This is a genomic window from Nonomuraea sp. KM88 (assembly GCF_052245635.1).
In the GTDB taxonomy this organism is placed as follows: Bacteria; Actinomycetota; Actinomycetes; order Streptosporangiales; family Streptosporangiaceae; genus Nonomuraea.
Genome location: NZ_JBQQCC010000002.1, coordinates 718,200 through 732,640, shown reverse-complemented (window position 1 = coordinate 732,640; position 14,441 = coordinate 718,200). Strand labels below are relative to the sequence as shown.

The window sequence follows — 14,441 nt, the reverse complement described above, 5'->3', positions numbered from 1 at the left end:
CTTTTGAGATCATGCCCGCCGATGCAGCAGGATGAGGTCTCATGCGCCGCCTCACCATCCATGACCTGGACGACTGCGTCCGCCTGGCCAAAGACCGCGACTGGCCGCCCGAGGAGCACAAGTGGCGCCTGCTGTTCGAGATCGGCGAGCCGTACGGCATCGACGCCCCTGACGGCGACGGCCTGGCCGCGTGCAACGTCCTGACCCCCTACGGCGACGGGCACGCCGTGATCAGCATGGTGCTCACCGCGTCCCGCTACGCCAGGCAGGGCCTCGGCCGCGCGCTCATGCGGCACGTGCTCGACCAGGCCGGCGACCGCACCGTCTTCCTCCACGCCACCGGGCAGGGCCGGCCGCTCTACGAGCAGCTCGGCTTCCGGACGGTCGGCCGGGCGGCCAAGCACACGGGCGTCTTCGCGGGCGAGCCCTCGGGCCTGACCCGTCCTGCCACAGCAGCCGACCTCGACGCCATCCTCGCGCTCGACGCCGAGGTGTTCGGCATGGACAGGTCGGCGGCGCTGCGGCGGATGTTCACGTTCGGCGAGCAGGTCAGGGTGGCGGCCGGCGGTTTCGGCCAGTGCTGGCGCAACGACGACAACACCGTGATCGGCCCGGTCGTGGCCGGCGACGAGGAGACGGCGCGCGCCCTGATCGGCGACCTGGCGCTCGACGCGGGCGGCGAGGTGCGGATGGACTTCGACCTCGCCCACGAGTCCATGATCCGGTGGGCGGGCGAGCACGGCATCGGCGAGCCGTGGGAGGTCGCGTTCATGGTGCGCGGCGACGACCTGCCCGGAGACCGGTCACGCCAGTTCCTCCCCTTCATGCAGGCGCTCGGTTGACCCGGTTCGCGGGGCCCGCATAGGGTCCCCCACCAGAACATCGTTCTGGCCGAAGGGGGCACATGACCTCCACCCACATCGACGCCGGCGCCATCGACCTCGACCGCGACGCTGCACGGCACGCCGGTGCCCGCCCCCGCGCTGGTGGCCGCGGGGACCGCGCGGGAGCCGGTGTTCTACCTCGTGACTCCTCCGCTTCCCGAAGGGAGCGTCCTCTCGCCCCGCTTGCGCGGGAGACGACGGCCAAGCCCTGACCGACGCCCGAAAGCACGAGCACGATCCTGTCCGGAGGTGGCGACAATGTCTGGGGTTCTGCCACTGCACGCTCGGGCTTGGCGGCCCTCTCGCTCCCGATCCCCGTCGCCCGAAGGCAACGCTCCCCCCAGGAGGCTCTGATGGAACCGGTCGACGGGTTCAACCCCTCGACCGGGCTGGCGGAGACGGCCGGCTGCCGGCGATGTGGCCGGCGGGCGACGACACGTGCCGGGACTGCCCGCGTCGCAGGAGATCATCGCCTCCTACGCGGCACTGTCCGAGCGCGACATGTCGGCCATCGACTGGTACGCGGTGACGCTCGGCCTGTTCGAGCGGGCCCAGGAGTTCATGGGCGCCACGCTCAACTGACCAAATATCACGATTTTCGGAGAAACGATCACACATAGACCCCCGAGCCATACAATTGCGCGCAATTGCATCTTTCATCGGGGAAGGATCGTCATGCGTATGCGGTTCCTCGGGTCCACCTCGGAGGCGGGCGCCTGTCCCACCCTGTACGAGACCGACCGCGGCACCATCGTCGTCCAGGGCCTCCAGGTCACCGACGCGGAGGCGCTCGCGGACCTTCGCGACGTGCTCGACGGCGAGGGCGCCGTCGAGGTGCCCCGCGAGCTCATCACCGAAATCGCCCGCCGGGTCCTGACCGACGGTTCGGCAACCGCTTTCCCCACCTGCGGAGGAACACCCACGGCTACCGGCTGATCACAATTGCGCACCCCACTGGCATGATCGACGCAAGCAGGGCTAGCCTCTTGCGGCGTGACGTCCTTTCAGCAGGCGCGGATCGACCTCGGCAGCCATTTACGCCAGCTGCGCGAGGCGGCCCGGCTGTCCGGCAAGGAGCTGGCCGAGCAGCTGCGCTGGCAACCGTCCAAGGTCTCGCGCCTGGAGAACGCCAGGCAGACCGCCACCGAGGACGACGTGGTCGTGTGGGCGCAGGCCGTACGCGCCTCGCCCGACACGACCGACGAGCTGATCCGGCAGGCGATCGCGCTGCTCGAACGGCACGACGACTGGAAGCAGCGCCACCGCAGCGGGCTGGCCGCCCTCCAGGAGGACGTCCGCGACCTGGAGGCGCGCACCAAGCTGTTCCGGGTGTTCGAGCCCGGCATCATCGTGGGCCTGCTGCAGACCTCCGAATACGCCAGGCACGTGTTCCGCAAGGTCAAGCGCCTCTACAGCGCCGCCGACCAGATCGACGCGGCGGTCCGGGTGCGCATGCAGCGCCAGGAGATCCTCTACGACCGCACGAGGACGTTCCGGTTCGTGGTGTCGGAGTCCACGCTCCGCACCCTCCTGGCGCCGCCCGAGGTCATGCGCGGCCAGCTCGACCGCCTGCTGGCCGTCAGCACGCTGCCGAACGTGGAGTTCGGCGTGATCCCCTTCGACGCCGAGTTCCCGTCCAACCCGGTCAACGGGTTCTGGATCTACAACGATTCCATGGTCGGCGTGGCCACCATGACGAAGGACCTCATCCTGCGCGACCCCGACGACATCGCCTTCTACGTCCGGGCGTTCGACGACTTCGCGAAGGTGGCCGAGTTCGAGGAGTCCGGGCGGGAGGTCATCATCAGGATCCTTCACGATTACCGGAAACAAACCGCACATTAACCGCAGCAATTGCTTGCCTCCCGCCCCAAGATCGTGCAATTCTGTCGCGAGACGTTGCGGAGGTGACGCATGATGCTTGATACCGCGCTCTGCCTCGAGCGGTTCGCCTGGCACGCGGGTCGTCACGCGGACCTGTCGGTCCAGAGCCTCGCCCTGTCCAGCGACCCTGCCTACGTGTCGGTCCGCAACCGTTTCTCCGCCACCCTCGCCGAGACCGTGACCTGCTCCGACGAGGGCGCGTTCATCACCTCCTGGGGCTACCGCCTGGGCACCTCGGAAGACGTCGAGTCCGCCGCCGCCCGGCTCGCCTTCCTCCTCGCCGCCCTGCCGGCCTAGGTCAGCCTCCGCTCCCGGCTCCCCTAGGTCCTGCCGGTCCGGGTCAGCACCCCGCCCGGTAGAGGATCTTCTGCACCTCCGGCTGGTCGACGTTCTCCTCCGTGACGATCGTGGCGTCCGTCGGGATCGACGCCGTGACCTGCTGCCCCTTGACCGCGGCGACCGCCTGCTCGACGCCTTTGGCGCCGATGTCGCCGGGCAACTGCGCGATCAGGGCCTGCACGACGCCGTCCTTGAGCTGCTTGACCTGCGCGGGCCCGGCGTCGAACCCCACCATCTTGACCTCGCCCAGCTTGCCCGCCTGCCGCAGCGCCGAGCCCGCACCGGTGGCCGAGTTGAGGTTCGCCGCGAACACCCCGGCCAGGTCGGGATCCTTCGCCAGCGCCGCGTTGACGATCCTGGACGCCTCGCCGACGTCGTTGTGCGAGTACTGCACCCCGAGATGGTCGACGTCCGGGTGGTTCGCCTTGATCTCCTGCTCGAAGCCCCTGATCCGCGCGTCCACGGTGCTGACGCCGGGGTCGGTGGAGATGACCAGCACCTTGCCCTTGCCGCCGATCTGCTCCGACAGCGCCTGGGCCGCCGCCGCGCCGCCCTTGACGTTGTCGGTGCTGATCCGCGACAGGCCGATGCTCTCGTCCTCGACCACCGTGTCCACCAGGATGATCTTGATGCCCTGCTGCTTGGCCTGGGTCAGCGGCGCGATCATCGCCTTGACGTCGGTCGGCGCGATCAGCATGGCGTCCGGCGCGCTCGCGGTCACGGAGTTGACGATCGGCGTCTGGAGCGTCGGATCGAACTTCTGCGGCCCCTGCACGTCGAGCGCTACGCCCAGTTCCTGGGCCTTGGCCTTCGCGCCGCAGGCCATCGTCTCGTAGAACTCCTCACCGGCCAGGCCCTGCACGAGCGTGACCCTGGTCTGGTCGTCGCCGCCCGCCTCGCTCCCCTGCCCGCCGCAGGCGGCGATCATCATCGTCGCCGCGAGCGCGGCCGTGATCTTGCGCATGCTGGTGCCTCCTCCTATCGGTCGCGGGCCCTGCGCCTCCACTGGTCGACGTAGACGGCGGCGACGAGCACCGCGCCCACCACCACCTGCTGCCAGAACGGCCGCACGCCGAGAATCTGGAAGCCGTTCTGCAGCACGACGGGGATGAAGACGCCGATGACCGTGCCGGCCACCGTGCCGACCCCGCCGAACAGGGACGTCCCGCCGATCACCACGGCCGCGATGGCCTGAAGGTTGTCGGTGGAGTGCGCGGACACGCCGGTGATGCCGTACTTGGCCAGCGACAGGCAGCCGGCCAGGCCCGCCAGCAGCCCCGCGAGCCCGTACACCTTGACCAGGTGCGCGCGCACGGCGACGCCGCCACGCCGGGCGGCCTCGACGTTGGAGCCGATCGCGTACGTGTGGCGGCCGAACCGGGTGCAGGCGAGCATGAGGGCCAGGGCCGCGGTGATGGCGGCGCAGATCCACACGATCACCGGCACGCCCAGCCAGCGGGCCAGGCCGAGCCCGAGGTTGAGCTCGGTGGGGGCGCGCAGGTCGACGCCGCCGGTGAGCAGCAGCGCGCCGCCGAGAGACATGCCGAGGGTGCCGAGCGTCACGATGAGCGCGGGGATGCGCCCCATGGCGATCAGCACGCCGTTCAGCACTCCCCAGGCCAGCCCGGCCACGAGGGCGGCCAGGCCGCCGAGCGCGAGCGACCCGGTGGCCTCCATGACCTTGGCCGCGGACACGGCCGAGAACACCAGCACCCCGCCCACCGACAGGTCGATGCCCGCCGTGATGATCACGTACGTCATGCCGGCGGCGAGCAGCAGCAGGATGGCCGCGTCGCTGACCAGGTTGAGCACGTTGAACGAGGTGGGGAACGTGCGCGGCGCGAGCACCGAGAACGTCACCACCAGCCCCGCCAGCACCAGGCCGATCCACACGACCTGCGGGGCACCGAACCGGAGGCGGCTCATCGGCCGTCTTCCTGTCCGTCCGCCCCCGCGCCGCCCCTCCCGGGCCCGTCCCCACCAGCGACGCCCCGCCCGGGCCCGTCCTCCGCTCCGTCCCCACCTGCGGCGTCCTGCCCGGCGTCGTCCGGCCGCCCGTCGGGACCGGCCTGTTCGAGTGCGCCGGTCATGGCGCCGACCAGCTCCTCCATCGAGACGCGCGCGGTGTCGAACCTGGCCACCCTGCGGCCCAGCCGCAACACCTCCACCCGGTCCGACACCGCCATGACGTCCTGCATGTTGTGGCTGATGAGCACGACCGCCACGCCCGCGTCGCGTACGCTCCTGATCAGGTCGAGCACCCGCCGCGTCTGCACCACGCCGAGCGCCGCGGTCGGCTCGTCCATGAACACCGCCCGCCGTGCCCATCCCACCGCCCTGGCCACCGCGACCCCCTGCCGCTGCCCGCCCGACAACGTCGAGACCGGCGCCGTCTCCGACTTCAGCCGTACGCCCAGCCGCTCGCACGCCTCCCGCGTCTCGCGCCGCATGGCGGCGTTGTCCAGCACGCCCAGCATTCCGAGCAGCCCCGGCCTGAGCCGTTCCCTGCCGAGGAAGTAGTTGGCGGACGGGCTGAGCTCCGCGCAGAGCGCGAGGTCCTGGTAGACGGTCTCGATGCCGGCGCCCCTGGCTTCGTCGGCCGATCCGAACGCCACCGGCCGGCCGTCGACCTCGATCGTGCCCGTGTCGGGCCGTTCGACGCCTGACAGGATCTTCGCCAGGGTGGACTTACCCGCGCCGTTGTCGCCGATCAGCGCGACCACCTCGCCCGGTCGCACCGCGAAGTCCGCGCCACGCAGCGCCTCCACGTGGCCGTAGCTCTTCACGATCCCGCGGGCGGCGATCAGCGGTGCGCCCATAGCACCATCAAGGATGCCTCTGACATCGTTGTCAAGACCGAAACCCGATCCTGCGCCAGACCACCCGTTCGCCGCTGAAGGTCACAAGGCCCGAAAATCCGCCGGGCAGGGGGCGCGCAGGGCGTCCGGCGGCCGGGTGCCCGGTCCGGGGGTCCCGCGCACGCGAAGGGCGGGTCCGCAGGGCGTGCGGGCCCGCCCTTCGGGAGGGGCTCGAATTCAGTTCACGTCGAGCTTGCGCCGGATCGCGACGAGGATGTCCATCATCTCGAGCTGCGTCCCCTGCAGCCCGTCGACCTTGCTCTCCAGACTGTCGACCTTGCCCTCCAGCTTGTCGAGCCTGCGGTCGGTCTCCGCGAACTTGGCGTCGACCTTGCTCTCCAGCTTGTCGAGCCTGCGGTCGGTCTCTGCGAACTTGGCGTCGACCTTGGCGTCCAGGGCGTCGACCTTGGTCTCGAGCGACCCCACCCTGCCGTCCAGGGCATCGATCTTGCTGTCCAAGGTGTCGACCTTCGCGTCGAGGGTGGTGACTTTCCCGTCGACGACCTTGACGCGGGAGCCCACGCTGTTGACGCGCTCGGTGAGCTGCTGTCCCAATTCCATGCGATCCGCCCGGATGTTGACGAACTCGGTGGCCAACTCGTTAGCGAGTTTGACAGCCGCGTCCTTGTAGCTCAACTCGATCTCCCCTACCTTTGAAGGTAGGGACCGGGGATGTAATGGCTCTCCGGTCCCGTTCGTTTGCCACGAGAATACCTTGCCGGGCGTCGGCCATGAAAGGGAACCGAAGAAAGTTTCCCCTGGTCAGCGGGCTATTGGCGGCATAAATTCGGACCTATCCGAATAAATTAGCCAGACGTATTCTCCGGGCCATCATTTCGCCCCTCATACGGCCTTGTTGTCGGCCGCGGATCGGGAGTTCCCGGCAGATCCATGGTTGCGATCGCTCCGCCGCCGCGCGCGTTCTCCAGGCGTACCGTTCCTGCTGCCTCCGCGACCGCCTGCGCCACGATCGCCAGGCCCAGCCCCGACCCGGGCAGCCCGCGCGCCGACGGCGAGCGCCAGAAGCGCTCGAACACGTACGGCAGGTCCTCCTCGGGCAGTCCCGGGCCGTGGTCCCGCACGGTCAGCCGGCCACCGCGCAGGCTCACCTCGACCTGGCCCTCCGGGCTGAACTTGGCGGCGTTGTCGATGAGGTTGAGCACGGCACGTTCCAAGGAGGCGGCGGCGCCGACGACGTACCACGGGCTCAGGTCGGTGACGACCTCGGCGCCGCGCAGCCGGGCGCGCTCCACGGCGGCGGTGACGACCTCGTGGAAGGCCAGCTCGACGTGCGGCTCGTGGTGGGCGTCGCCCCTGGCCAGCTGGAGCAGATCGCCCACGAGCGTGGACAGCTCGGCGAACTGCGCCTTCACGTTGACCAGCAGGCGCTCCTTCGCCCCGGGGTCGAGGCTGCGGCCGGTCTGCTCGCTGCGCAGCAGCAGGTCGATGTTGGTGCGCAGGGTGGTGAGAGGGGTGCGCAGCTCGTGGCCGGCGTCGGCGACGAGTTGCTGCTGGCGCTCGCGGGATCCGGCCAGCGCCGCGGTCATGGCGTTGAAGGACGAGCTCAGGCGGGCGATCTCGTCGTTGCCCTTGACGGGGATGCGGGTGCCGAGGTCCTCGGTCTGGGCGATGTGCTCGACCGCCTTGGTGAGGTCTCCGACCGGGCGGAGCCCGGCGCGCGAGATGGCCAGGCCCGCCCACGCGGCGCCGAACACGCCCAGGGCCGCGACGGCCGCCAGCGCGAACGCGGTGTTCCGCAGCGTGCGCCTGGTGTGGTAGAGCGGAGCCGCCTCCAGAACGGCGGTGCCAGGGGAGAAGTTCGAGATCACCACGCGGACCGGCTTGCCGTCGCGGGTCACGCCGTCACGGCAGATCGGCTCGCGGCGGTCGGCCGCCAGGGTCAGGTCCTCCTCCGTCCACAGGATGGGCGCGCCGAGCGAGCACGTGGTGCCGTCCGCGCGCAACAACATCGCCATGCCGGCGTACTCGTCGGACGAGCCCTCAGGAGTGCAGTGGTGGAGGAGGAAGTCCCTGTCCCCTGACTCCTCCGGGTCCATGATGGTCTGGTCGAGCTGCTTGATCAGCTGGTCCTGGACGATGAACCACGACATGCCCGCGCACACCGTGATGGCCAGCGCCACGGCCACCGTGACGAGGAGGGTGAGGCGGGACCTCAGGCTCCCTCGTCTCACGGCGCCGCTCTCAGGACGTATCCCACGCCGCGCACCGTGTGGATCACGCGCGGCTCTCCCCCGGCCTCGGTCTTGCGCCGCAGGTACATCACATAGACGTCGAGCGAGTTGGAGGTCGGCTCGAAGTCGAATCCCCACACCTCGCTCAGGATCTGGTCCCTGGTCAGCACCTGGCGCGGATGTGCGAGGAACAGCTCCATCAGCAGGTATTCGGTCCTGGTCAGGTCGAGCCTGCGCTCGCCGCGGGTGACCTCCCTGGTGGCGGGGTCCATGCGCAGGTCGTCGTACGTGAGCGCGTCGCCGTTCTCGGCCGGTCCGGCGCTGAGCGCGCCTCGCCGCAGCAGCGCGCGTACCCTGGCCAGCAGCTCGTCCAGCTCGAACGGCTTGACGAGGTAGTCGTCGGCGCCCGCGTCGAGCCCGGAGACCCGGTCGCCGACCGCGTCGCGGGCGGTCAGCATGAGGACGGGGATGTGGTTGCCGGACGCCCGCAGCCGGCGGCACGCGGTCAGCCCGTCGAGGCGCGGCATCATGACGTCGAGCAGCACCCCGTCGAACGAGTCGCTCGCCAGGGCCTCCAGCGCCGCGTGCCCGTCACCGGCCGTGACGACCTTGTAGCCCTCGAACTCGAGGCTCGACTGGAGCGCCTCGCGCAACGCGGGCTCGTCGTCCACCACCAGCAACCGTGCGGGCTCACTCATGCTGCAAACGCTAGAGGTTCATCATGAAAAGGTGATGAACGCCCTCGGTTCTTTTCCGTGGATCACCACGCGACGGGCAACGCCTTGAGCCCGAGGATGGGGCTCTCGTGCTTGACGGGCACGTCCTCGTCCGCCACCGTGACCCGCAGCCCGGGCAGCCGCTCGAACAACGTGCGCAGCGCGATCTCCAGCTCGGCCCTGGCCAGGTTCTGGCCGAGGCACTGGTGCACCCCGTAGCCGAAGGCCACGTGGTGCCGGGCGGAGCGGCCGATGTCGAACTCGTCCGGCCGCTCGAAGGCCCGCTCGTCCCGGTTGGCGCAGGCTCCGAGCACGAAGATGCCCTCGCCCTTCCTGACGAGCTGCCCGCCGATGTCCTGGTCCTCGATGGCCACGCGGTCGAACGCCACCCAGTCCACGACCGAGAGGTAACGCAGCAGTTCGTCGACGGCCGCGGGCCACAGGTCCGGGTCCGCGCGCAGCGCGGCGAGCTGGGCCGGGTGGCGCATGAGCGTGAGCGCGGCGAGCGGGATCATGTTGGCGGTGGTCTCGTGGCCGGCGACGAGCAGCAGGAACATCACGCCCACGATCTCGTCGCGGCTGAGCCGCCCGGTGCCGATCAGCCGGCCGAGCAGGTTGTCCTCCGGATCCGCCTCCGCCCTGGTGACCAGCGCGTCGAGGAAGCCCCTGATCTCCATCACCGCGGCGTGACGCGCCTCCTGGTCGACGCCGGCCGAGATCATCCTGCGGGTCCGTGACTGGAAGAACTCGCGGTCGGCGTACGGGACGCCGAGCAGCCGGCAGATGACCAGCGAGGGCAGCGCCAGCCCGAACGCCTCCACCAGCTCGGCCTCCGGCCCCTTGGCGATCATGTCGTCGACGAGTTCGTCGGCGATGTGCTGGATGCCGGGTCGCAGCTCTCTCATCCGCCTGACGGTGAACTCGGGGATGAGCAGCCGGCGGAACCTGCCGTGCTCGGGCGGGTCCAGGTCGATGAAGTGGCCGATGGCGAACTTCGCCATGGCCGCGTCCTGCTCGGGGGTCGACGGCTCCCTGCTCAGCGCGCCGCTCGGGTGGCCGGGGGTGGCGGGGTTGGTGCTGATGCCCGCGCCCGAGAGCACCTGCCGGGCCTCGGCGTGCCGCGTGATCAGCCACGCCTCACCGCGGGGCAGCCTGGCGCGGACGAGCGGGGCCTGCTCGCGCATGCGTTCGTACGCGGGTGGAGGTGCGAACGGGCAGGTGCGCGGGATGGGGAAGTTCTCGGACATAGTCTGCTCCCAACGAGTCCGGCATCATTCATTACTTACGCGAAAGTAAGCAATGAAGTGGCCGGCGGTCAAGTGATGGGAGCGGAATGGCTGGACGGCGGACGGATACGAGAGAGCGGATCCAGCAGGTGGCGCTGGAGCTGTTCGCCGAGCGGGGATACGACAAGACCACGCTCCAGGAGGTCGCCGAGCGGCTGCGGATCACCAGGCCCGCGCTCTACTACCACTTCCGCACCAAGGAGGCGATCCTCGCCGGCGTCGTCGACCGGCTGGTCGACTCGATCGACGAGCTGGTGACCTGGGCCAGGCAGCAGCCCATGACCGCCGAGTCGAAGCAGGAGATCCTGCGGCGGATCGCGGAGTTGCTGGCTGATCAGTGGCGGCCGTTGTTCCAGTTCGCTCAGGTGAACCAGGGGGTGATGCGCGAGCTGCCGGCCGGCGAGTGCATGCGCCAGAGCCTGATCAGCATGCTGTCCCTGCTGGCGCCCCCGGAGGCGAGCCCGGTGCGGCGGTTCGAGGCCAGGCTCGCGGTGATCGCGGTGATCCTGGGCAACGTGCCCTTCCTCGTCGACACGGACCTGTCGGAGGCGGAGCGGGTGGCGGTGGCGCTGGAGGTGGCCACCAAGCTGGTCTCCGAGGACGGTTAGCGGCGATCAGCGGCCGAGCAGGGCCATGGCGGCGTTGTGGCCGCCGATCCCGCTCACGCCGCCGCCCCTGCGGGCGCTCGCGCCGCACACGAGAACGCGCTCGTGCTCGGTCTCCACGCCCCAGCGGCCCTGCTCGGCGTACGGCCAGCTCAGGTCGGCGTGGAAGATGTGGCCGCCCGGAAGCCCCGCGTCCTTCTCGAGGTCGACGGGCGTCTTGGCCTCGACGCACGGGGTGCCGTCGGGGGCCTTGAGCAGGCAGTCCTCCAGGGGTTCTGCCAGGACGGCGTTGACGGACGCGAAGGTGGCCTCCAGCGCCTGCTTCCGGGCCTGATCCGGATTTTTCCGGAAAAGTCGGGCGGGCATGTGCAGCCCGAACAGCGTCATCGTCTCGGCCCTGCCCCTGAGCTCGGGGCCGAGGATGGACGGATCGGTCAGGGAATGGCAGTAGACCTCGGCGGGCGGCAGTTCCGGGATCTCCCCTCGGGCCGCCTCGGCGTAAGCCCCGGCGAGCTGGTCGCGTCCCTCGTTGATGTGGAACGTACCGCTGAAGGCGGCGCGCGGATCCACCTGCGCGTCCTTCAGCCGTGGCAACCGCGACAGCACCATGTTGACCTTCAGCTGCGCTCCCTCGGGCACCTCCGCCGGCCGGCCCATCAGCCGGTCGAGCACGGCGGGCGGCAGGTTGACCAGCACGTGCCCGCCGTTCACCGTGTGCTCGCCGTCCTCCGTCACGAACGCGACCTCCCCGGACGGCGAGATCCCGACGATCTCCGCGCCGGTCCTGATCTCGGCGCCGGCCCGCCTGGCCGCCGCCTCCAGCGCCCCTGAGACCGCGCCCATGCCGCCGACGGGGACGTTCCAGTCGCCGGTGCCGTCGCCGATCACGTGGTAGAGGAAGCACCGGTTGGCCGACAGGTCGGTGGCGGGGTCGGCGAACGTCCCGATGAGCGCGTCGGTGAGCACGACGCCGCGCACGGTGTCGTCGGCGAAACGTTCGTCCACGGTCTCGCCGATCGGCCTGGCGAACAGGTCCCGCCACGCCTGCGCGCCGACCAGCCGCTCGATCTCGGCCGGCGTGCGCAGGGGTTCGAGCAGGGTGGGAGCGAGGGCGCGGGCGACCCGCGCGGTCATGCCGTAGAAGTCCCGCCAGGCCCCGTGGTCGGCCTCCCCTCCGGTGACGGCGCGGAACGAGGCCGCCGTACGTGCTGCGTCCTCGTTGTCGACGAGCAGGCCCGTGCCGCCCCTGGGCGTGTAGGAGGCGTGGCGGCGGCGCCGCAGCTCCAGGTCGAGCCCCAGGTCGCGGACGATCTCGCGGGGCAGGAGGCTGACGAGGTAGGAGTAGCGCGACAGGCGCACGTCCACTCCGGGGAAGGCCCGGGTGGAGACCGCCAGGCCGCCCACGTGGCCGTACCGCTCCAGGACGAGCACCCGCCGTCCCGCCCGGGCCAGGTACGCCGCGGCGACCAGCCCGTTGTGCCCGCCGCCGGCCACGATCACGTCATAAGTGCCCATCCACGCACCATAAGGCGCAAACCACACCATCCGTCAACGCCCGAAACGGTCACGGACGGCTGGCGATGGCGAGCAGGATCGCGGCAGGGCCGGTGAGGGGACGGCCGCGGCGCCATACCGCCCGCAGGCTCCTGACCAGGTTCACCCCAGCCAGCGGCACCTCCACCAGCCGCCCGGTCGCCACGTCGGCCTCCACCGCGTACCCGCTGAGCACCGCGGGCGCCGCTCCCGCCTGCGCGGCTCCCTTGACCGCCGCGTTCGACCCCAGCTCCAGCCGCGGGCTGGCCTGGTGCAGGCCCTTGAACGCCACGTCCAGCGTCTCCCGCGTCCCCGACCCCGGCTCCCGCACCACCAGCGGCGTCGCGGCCAGCTCCACGCCCCGCAGCGCCGTGCGGCGCCGCGCCCACGGATGGCCGGGCGCCACCACGACCACCAGCCTGTCGGTGCCCACGACCCGGCTGTCCAGCCCCTCGGGCACGCTCGGCCCCTCGACGAACCCCAGCTCCACGTCCTCGGCCAGCACCCGCGCCGCGACGTCGGCGGAGTTGACCACGTCGAGCCCGACCGGCACGTCCGGCTCCCGGTTCTGCAGCTCACCGAGCCACCTCGGCACGAGATACTCGGCCACGGTCATGCTGGACGCCACCCGCAGATGCGCCGCCTCTCCGTGCCGTACGGCCTGCACGGCGCGCATCAACTCTTCGGCGGCGGCCAGCACCTGCGCGGCCCAGCCCGCCACCATCCTGCCCTCGGCGGTGAGCGTCGACCCGCGCGGTGTGCGCTCGACCAGCGGCAGGCCCAGGCGGCGTTCGAGGTGGGCGACGCGCTTGCTCGCCGACGGCTGGGCGATGCCCGCGGCCTTGGCCGCCTGCCCGAGGCTGCCCAGCACGCCGACGTCGACCAGCAGCTTCAAGGAGTCGAGATCGGGCAGTGCACTCATAGCCCCAGGCTATGGGCTCCCAGTCAGCTGGCGCCTACCGGCCGTGCCACCCGCTCAAAAGACTGGGATCATGTCCCTCACCGACGGCTCGCCCGCTGCCGCCCGCCACCCATCGGGGCCGCAGCCGCGGGCTCACGACACCGCCACAGCGGGGTCGCGGGCTCGCCGCTCCACCACGCCGGGATCCCGAACCCTCCGCCTCGCCCGGGCGCGGATGCGCCGTACCGGCTCCTTCCTCGCCGCGACCTGGCCGGGTGTCGCCGTGGCCGCGCTCGCGGTGGTGTTCGCGCTGGCCGCCAGCCGGTTCTTCCCGGCGCTCAGTCCCGCGGTGATCGCGGTGGCCTCCGGCGCGGCGCTGGCCAACGTGGCCGGGATCGGCGAACGGTTGAAGCCGGGGCTGGCCTTCGTCTCCAGGCGGGTGTTGCGGGTCGCGGTCGCCCTGCTCGGCCTGCAGATCGCGCTGCCTCAGGTGCTCGCGCTCGGCTGGCAGACGCTCGCCGTCGTGGTGGTGGCCACCGGGGTGACGTTCGCGGTGACGCCGCGGATCGGGCGCAGGCTCGGCCTCACGCCCGGCACGTCGCTCCTCGTCGCGACCGGCGTGTCCATCTGCGGCGCCGCCGCGATCGCCGCCATGCACGAGAGCTCGGACACCTCCGACGATGACGACGCCGCCGGCGCGCTCGGCGTCGTCGTCCTGTACGGCACCGCCGCCATCGCCGCGATCCCCCTCCTGGCCTCCCTCATGGGCCTGTCGCCCGCACAACTCGCGGTGTGGACGGGGGCGGCCGTGCACGAGGTCGCCCAGGTGGCCGCGATCGGCGCCGCCTCGGGAGTCCTGGCCACCGCCGTGACGGTCAAGCTGGGCCGCGTGCTCCTCCTCGCCCCCATGGTGGCCCTGTTCTCCGGCCGCACCGGGGACGCCTCGTCCCGGCCGCCGGTCGTGCCGCTGTTCGTGGTGGCGTTCCTGGCCATGGTCGCCCTGCGCAGCACCGGGCAGGTGCCGGCGGCGGTGACGGACCAGATCCCCCAGGTGACCGGCGTGCTGATGGCGGCCGCCCTGTTCGGCCTGGGCACCGGCATCGACCTGCGAAAACTGGTCAAAGGCGGACGAGTCATGCTGCTCGGAGGCATCGCCACGGCGGTCATCGCCGCCGTCTCACTGGCCGGAGTGGCGCTTCTCGTGTGATCCTCGGATGGACGGCCGCAGCGCCGTGCTCAGCTT

Annotated in this window: 16 protein-coding genes; 7 read left to right on the top strand and 9 right to left on the bottom strand. The window is 70.9% G+C overall.

Annotation, left to right across the window (positions count from 1 at the left end; genetic code table 11):
* Positions 1-41 precede the first annotated feature (41 nt).
* The 5 genes from ACTWPV_RS09150 to ACTWPV_RS09130 all read left to right on the top strand — a co-directional run bounded on the left by ACTWPV_RS09150 (position 42) and on the right by ACTWPV_RS09130 (position 3,065).
* A complete protein-coding gene (locus tag ACTWPV_RS09150; protein ID WP_443151370.1) occupies positions 42-842 on the top strand; it encodes a GNAT family N-acetyltransferase in 801 nt (266 codons plus the stop codon).
* A gap of 480 nt (positions 843-1,322) precedes the next feature.
* Positions 1,323-1,466: a hypothetical protein gene (locus ACTWPV_RS09145; protein WP_443151369.1), complete on the top strand. Its 144-nt coding sequence runs from the start codon at positions 1,323-1,325 to the stop codon at positions 1,464-1,466.
* A 93-nt stretch (positions 1,467-1,559) separates the two neighbouring features.
* Entirely contained in the window at positions 1,560-1,820 is a 261-nt protein-coding gene (locus ACTWPV_RS09140) for a hypothetical protein (RefSeq protein ID WP_132598580.1), read from the top strand.
* A 57-nt stretch (positions 1,821-1,877) separates the two neighbouring features.
* Positions 1,878-2,729 carry a helix-turn-helix domain-containing protein gene (locus ACTWPV_RS09135; RefSeq protein WP_347644135.1) on the top strand — a complete coding sequence of 284 codons (852 nt, stop codon included), beginning with the start codon at positions 1,878-1,880 and terminating at the stop codon, positions 2,727-2,729.
* Between the two features lie 69 nt (positions 2,730-2,798).
* On the top strand, positions 2,799-3,065 hold the full coding sequence (locus ACTWPV_RS09130) for a hypothetical protein (RefSeq protein ID WP_347620896.1): 267 nt from the start codon (positions 2,799-2,801) through the stop codon (positions 3,063-3,065).
* Between the two features lie 43 nt (positions 3,066-3,108).
* On the opposite strand, the gene ACTWPV_RS09125 is transcribed toward ACTWPV_RS09130, so the two are convergent.
* The 7 genes from ACTWPV_RS09125 to ACTWPV_RS09095 all read right to left on the bottom strand — a co-directional run bounded on the left by ACTWPV_RS09125 (position 3,109) and on the right by ACTWPV_RS09095 (position 10,120).
* Positions 3,109-4,071 (bottom strand): ABC transporter substrate-binding protein, encoded by a 963-nt coding sequence (locus tag ACTWPV_RS09125; protein WP_443151368.1) that lies wholly within the window; start codon positions 4,069-4,071, stop codon positions 3,109-3,111.
* Positions 4,072-4,085: 14 nt separating this feature from the next.
* A complete protein-coding gene (locus ACTWPV_RS09120) occupies positions 4,086-5,033 on the bottom strand; it encodes an ABC transporter permease (RefSeq protein ID WP_443151367.1) in 948 nt (315 codons plus the stop codon).
* Positions 5,030-5,926, bottom strand: coding sequence for an ATP-binding cassette domain-containing protein (locus ACTWPV_RS09115; protein ID WP_443151366.1), 897 nt, complete (start codon positions 5,924-5,926; stop codon positions 5,030-5,032). The genes ACTWPV_RS09120 and ACTWPV_RS09115 overlap by 4 nt, the downstream gene beginning before the upstream one ends.
* A gap of 216 nt (positions 5,927-6,142) precedes the next feature.
* Complete coding sequence (locus ACTWPV_RS09110) at positions 6,143-6,601, bottom strand: hypothetical protein (protein ID WP_443151365.1); 459 nt, start codon at positions 6,599-6,601, stop codon at positions 6,143-6,145.
* A gap of 170 nt (positions 6,602-6,771) precedes the next feature.
* Positions 6,772-8,157 (bottom strand): HAMP domain-containing sensor histidine kinase, encoded by a 1,386-nt coding sequence (locus ACTWPV_RS09105; protein ID WP_443151364.1) that lies wholly within the window; start codon positions 8,155-8,157, stop codon positions 6,772-6,774.
* Positions 8,154-8,855, bottom strand: coding sequence for a response regulator transcription factor (locus ACTWPV_RS09100; RefSeq protein ID WP_347644141.1), 702 nt, complete (start codon positions 8,853-8,855; stop codon positions 8,154-8,156). The genes ACTWPV_RS09105 and ACTWPV_RS09100 overlap by 4 nt, the downstream gene beginning before the upstream one ends.
* Before the next feature lie 62 nt (positions 8,856-8,917).
* Positions 8,918-10,120 carry a cytochrome P450 gene (locus tag ACTWPV_RS09095; RefSeq protein ID WP_443151363.1) on the bottom strand — a complete coding sequence of 401 codons (1,203 nt, stop codon included), beginning with the start codon at positions 10,118-10,120 and terminating at the stop codon, positions 8,918-8,920.
* Between the two features lie 86 nt (positions 10,121-10,206).
* On the opposite strand from ACTWPV_RS09095, the gene ACTWPV_RS09090 reads away from it, so the two are divergent.
* Positions 10,207-10,767 (top strand): TetR/AcrR family transcriptional regulator, encoded by a 561-nt coding sequence (locus ACTWPV_RS09090; protein WP_443151362.1) that lies wholly within the window; start codon positions 10,207-10,209, stop codon positions 10,765-10,767.
* 6 nt (positions 10,768-10,773) lie between these two features.
* Here the strand turns inward: ACTWPV_RS09090 and ACTWPV_RS09085 are convergent, their stop codons facing one another.
* Positions 10,774-12,279, bottom strand: a complete 1,506-nt coding sequence (locus ACTWPV_RS09085) for a phytoene desaturase family protein (RefSeq protein WP_443151361.1) — start codon at positions 12,277-12,279, stop codon at positions 10,774-10,776.
* Positions 12,280-12,328: 49 nt separating this feature from the next.
* Entirely contained in the window at positions 12,329-13,219 is an 891-nt protein-coding gene (locus ACTWPV_RS09080; protein ID WP_347644145.1) for a LysR substrate-binding domain-containing protein, read from the bottom strand.
* Between the two features lie 70 nt (positions 13,220-13,289).
* On the opposite strand from ACTWPV_RS09080, the gene ACTWPV_RS09075 reads away from it, so the two are divergent.
* A complete protein-coding gene (locus tag ACTWPV_RS09075; protein WP_443151360.1) occupies positions 13,290-14,405 on the top strand; it encodes a YeiH family protein in 1,116 nt (371 codons plus the stop codon).
* Positions 14,406-14,441 lie beyond the last annotated feature (36 nt).

What these genes read in the sequence shown, in the direction of transcription:
- ACTWPV_RS09100 (WP_347644141.1), bottom strand. Translation starts at nt 8,855, where the DNA reads ATGAGTGAGCCCGCACGGTTGCTGGTGGTGGACGACGAGCCCGCGTTG.
- ACTWPV_RS09075 (WP_443151360.1), top strand. Translation starts at nt 13,290, where the DNA reads ATGTCCCTCACCGACGGCTCGCCCGCTGCCGCCCGCCACCCATCGGGG.
- ACTWPV_RS09120 (WP_443151367.1), bottom strand. Translation starts at nt 5,033, where the DNA reads ATGAGCCGCCTCCGGTTCGGTGCCCCGCAGGTCGTGTGGATCGGCCTG.
- ACTWPV_RS09090 (WP_443151362.1), top strand. Translation starts at nt 10,207, where the DNA reads ATGGCTGGACGGCGGACGGATACGAGAGAGCGGATCCAGCAGGTGGCG.
- ACTWPV_RS09080 (WP_347644145.1), bottom strand. Translation starts at nt 13,219, where the DNA reads ATGAGTGCACTGCCCGATCTCGACTCCTTGAAGCTGCTGGTCGACGTC.
- ACTWPV_RS09125 (WP_443151368.1), bottom strand. Translation starts at nt 4,071, where the DNA reads ATGCGCAAGATCACGGCCGCGCTCGCGGCGACGATGATGATCGCCGCC.
- ACTWPV_RS09140 (WP_132598580.1), top strand. Translation starts at nt 1,560, where the DNA reads ATGCGTATGCGGTTCCTCGGGTCCACCTCGGAGGCGGGCGCCTGTCCC.
- ACTWPV_RS09130 (WP_347620896.1), top strand. Translation starts at nt 2,799, where the DNA reads ATGATGCTTGATACCGCGCTCTGCCTCGAGCGGTTCGCCTGGCACGCG.
- ACTWPV_RS09095 (WP_443151363.1), bottom strand. Translation starts at nt 10,120, where the DNA reads ATGTCCGAGAACTTCCCCATCCCGCGCACCTGCCCGTTCGCACCTCCA.
- ACTWPV_RS09115 (WP_443151366.1), bottom strand. Translation starts at nt 5,926, where the DNA reads ATGGGCGCACCGCTGATCGCCGCCCGCGGGATCGTGAAGAGCTACGGC.
- ACTWPV_RS09150 (WP_443151370.1), top strand. Translation starts at nt 42, where the DNA reads ATGCGCCGCCTCACCATCCATGACCTGGACGACTGCGTCCGCCTGGCC.
- ACTWPV_RS09085 (WP_443151361.1), bottom strand. Translation starts at nt 12,279, where the DNA reads ATGGGCACTTATGACGTGATCGTGGCCGGCGGCGGGCACAACGGGCTG.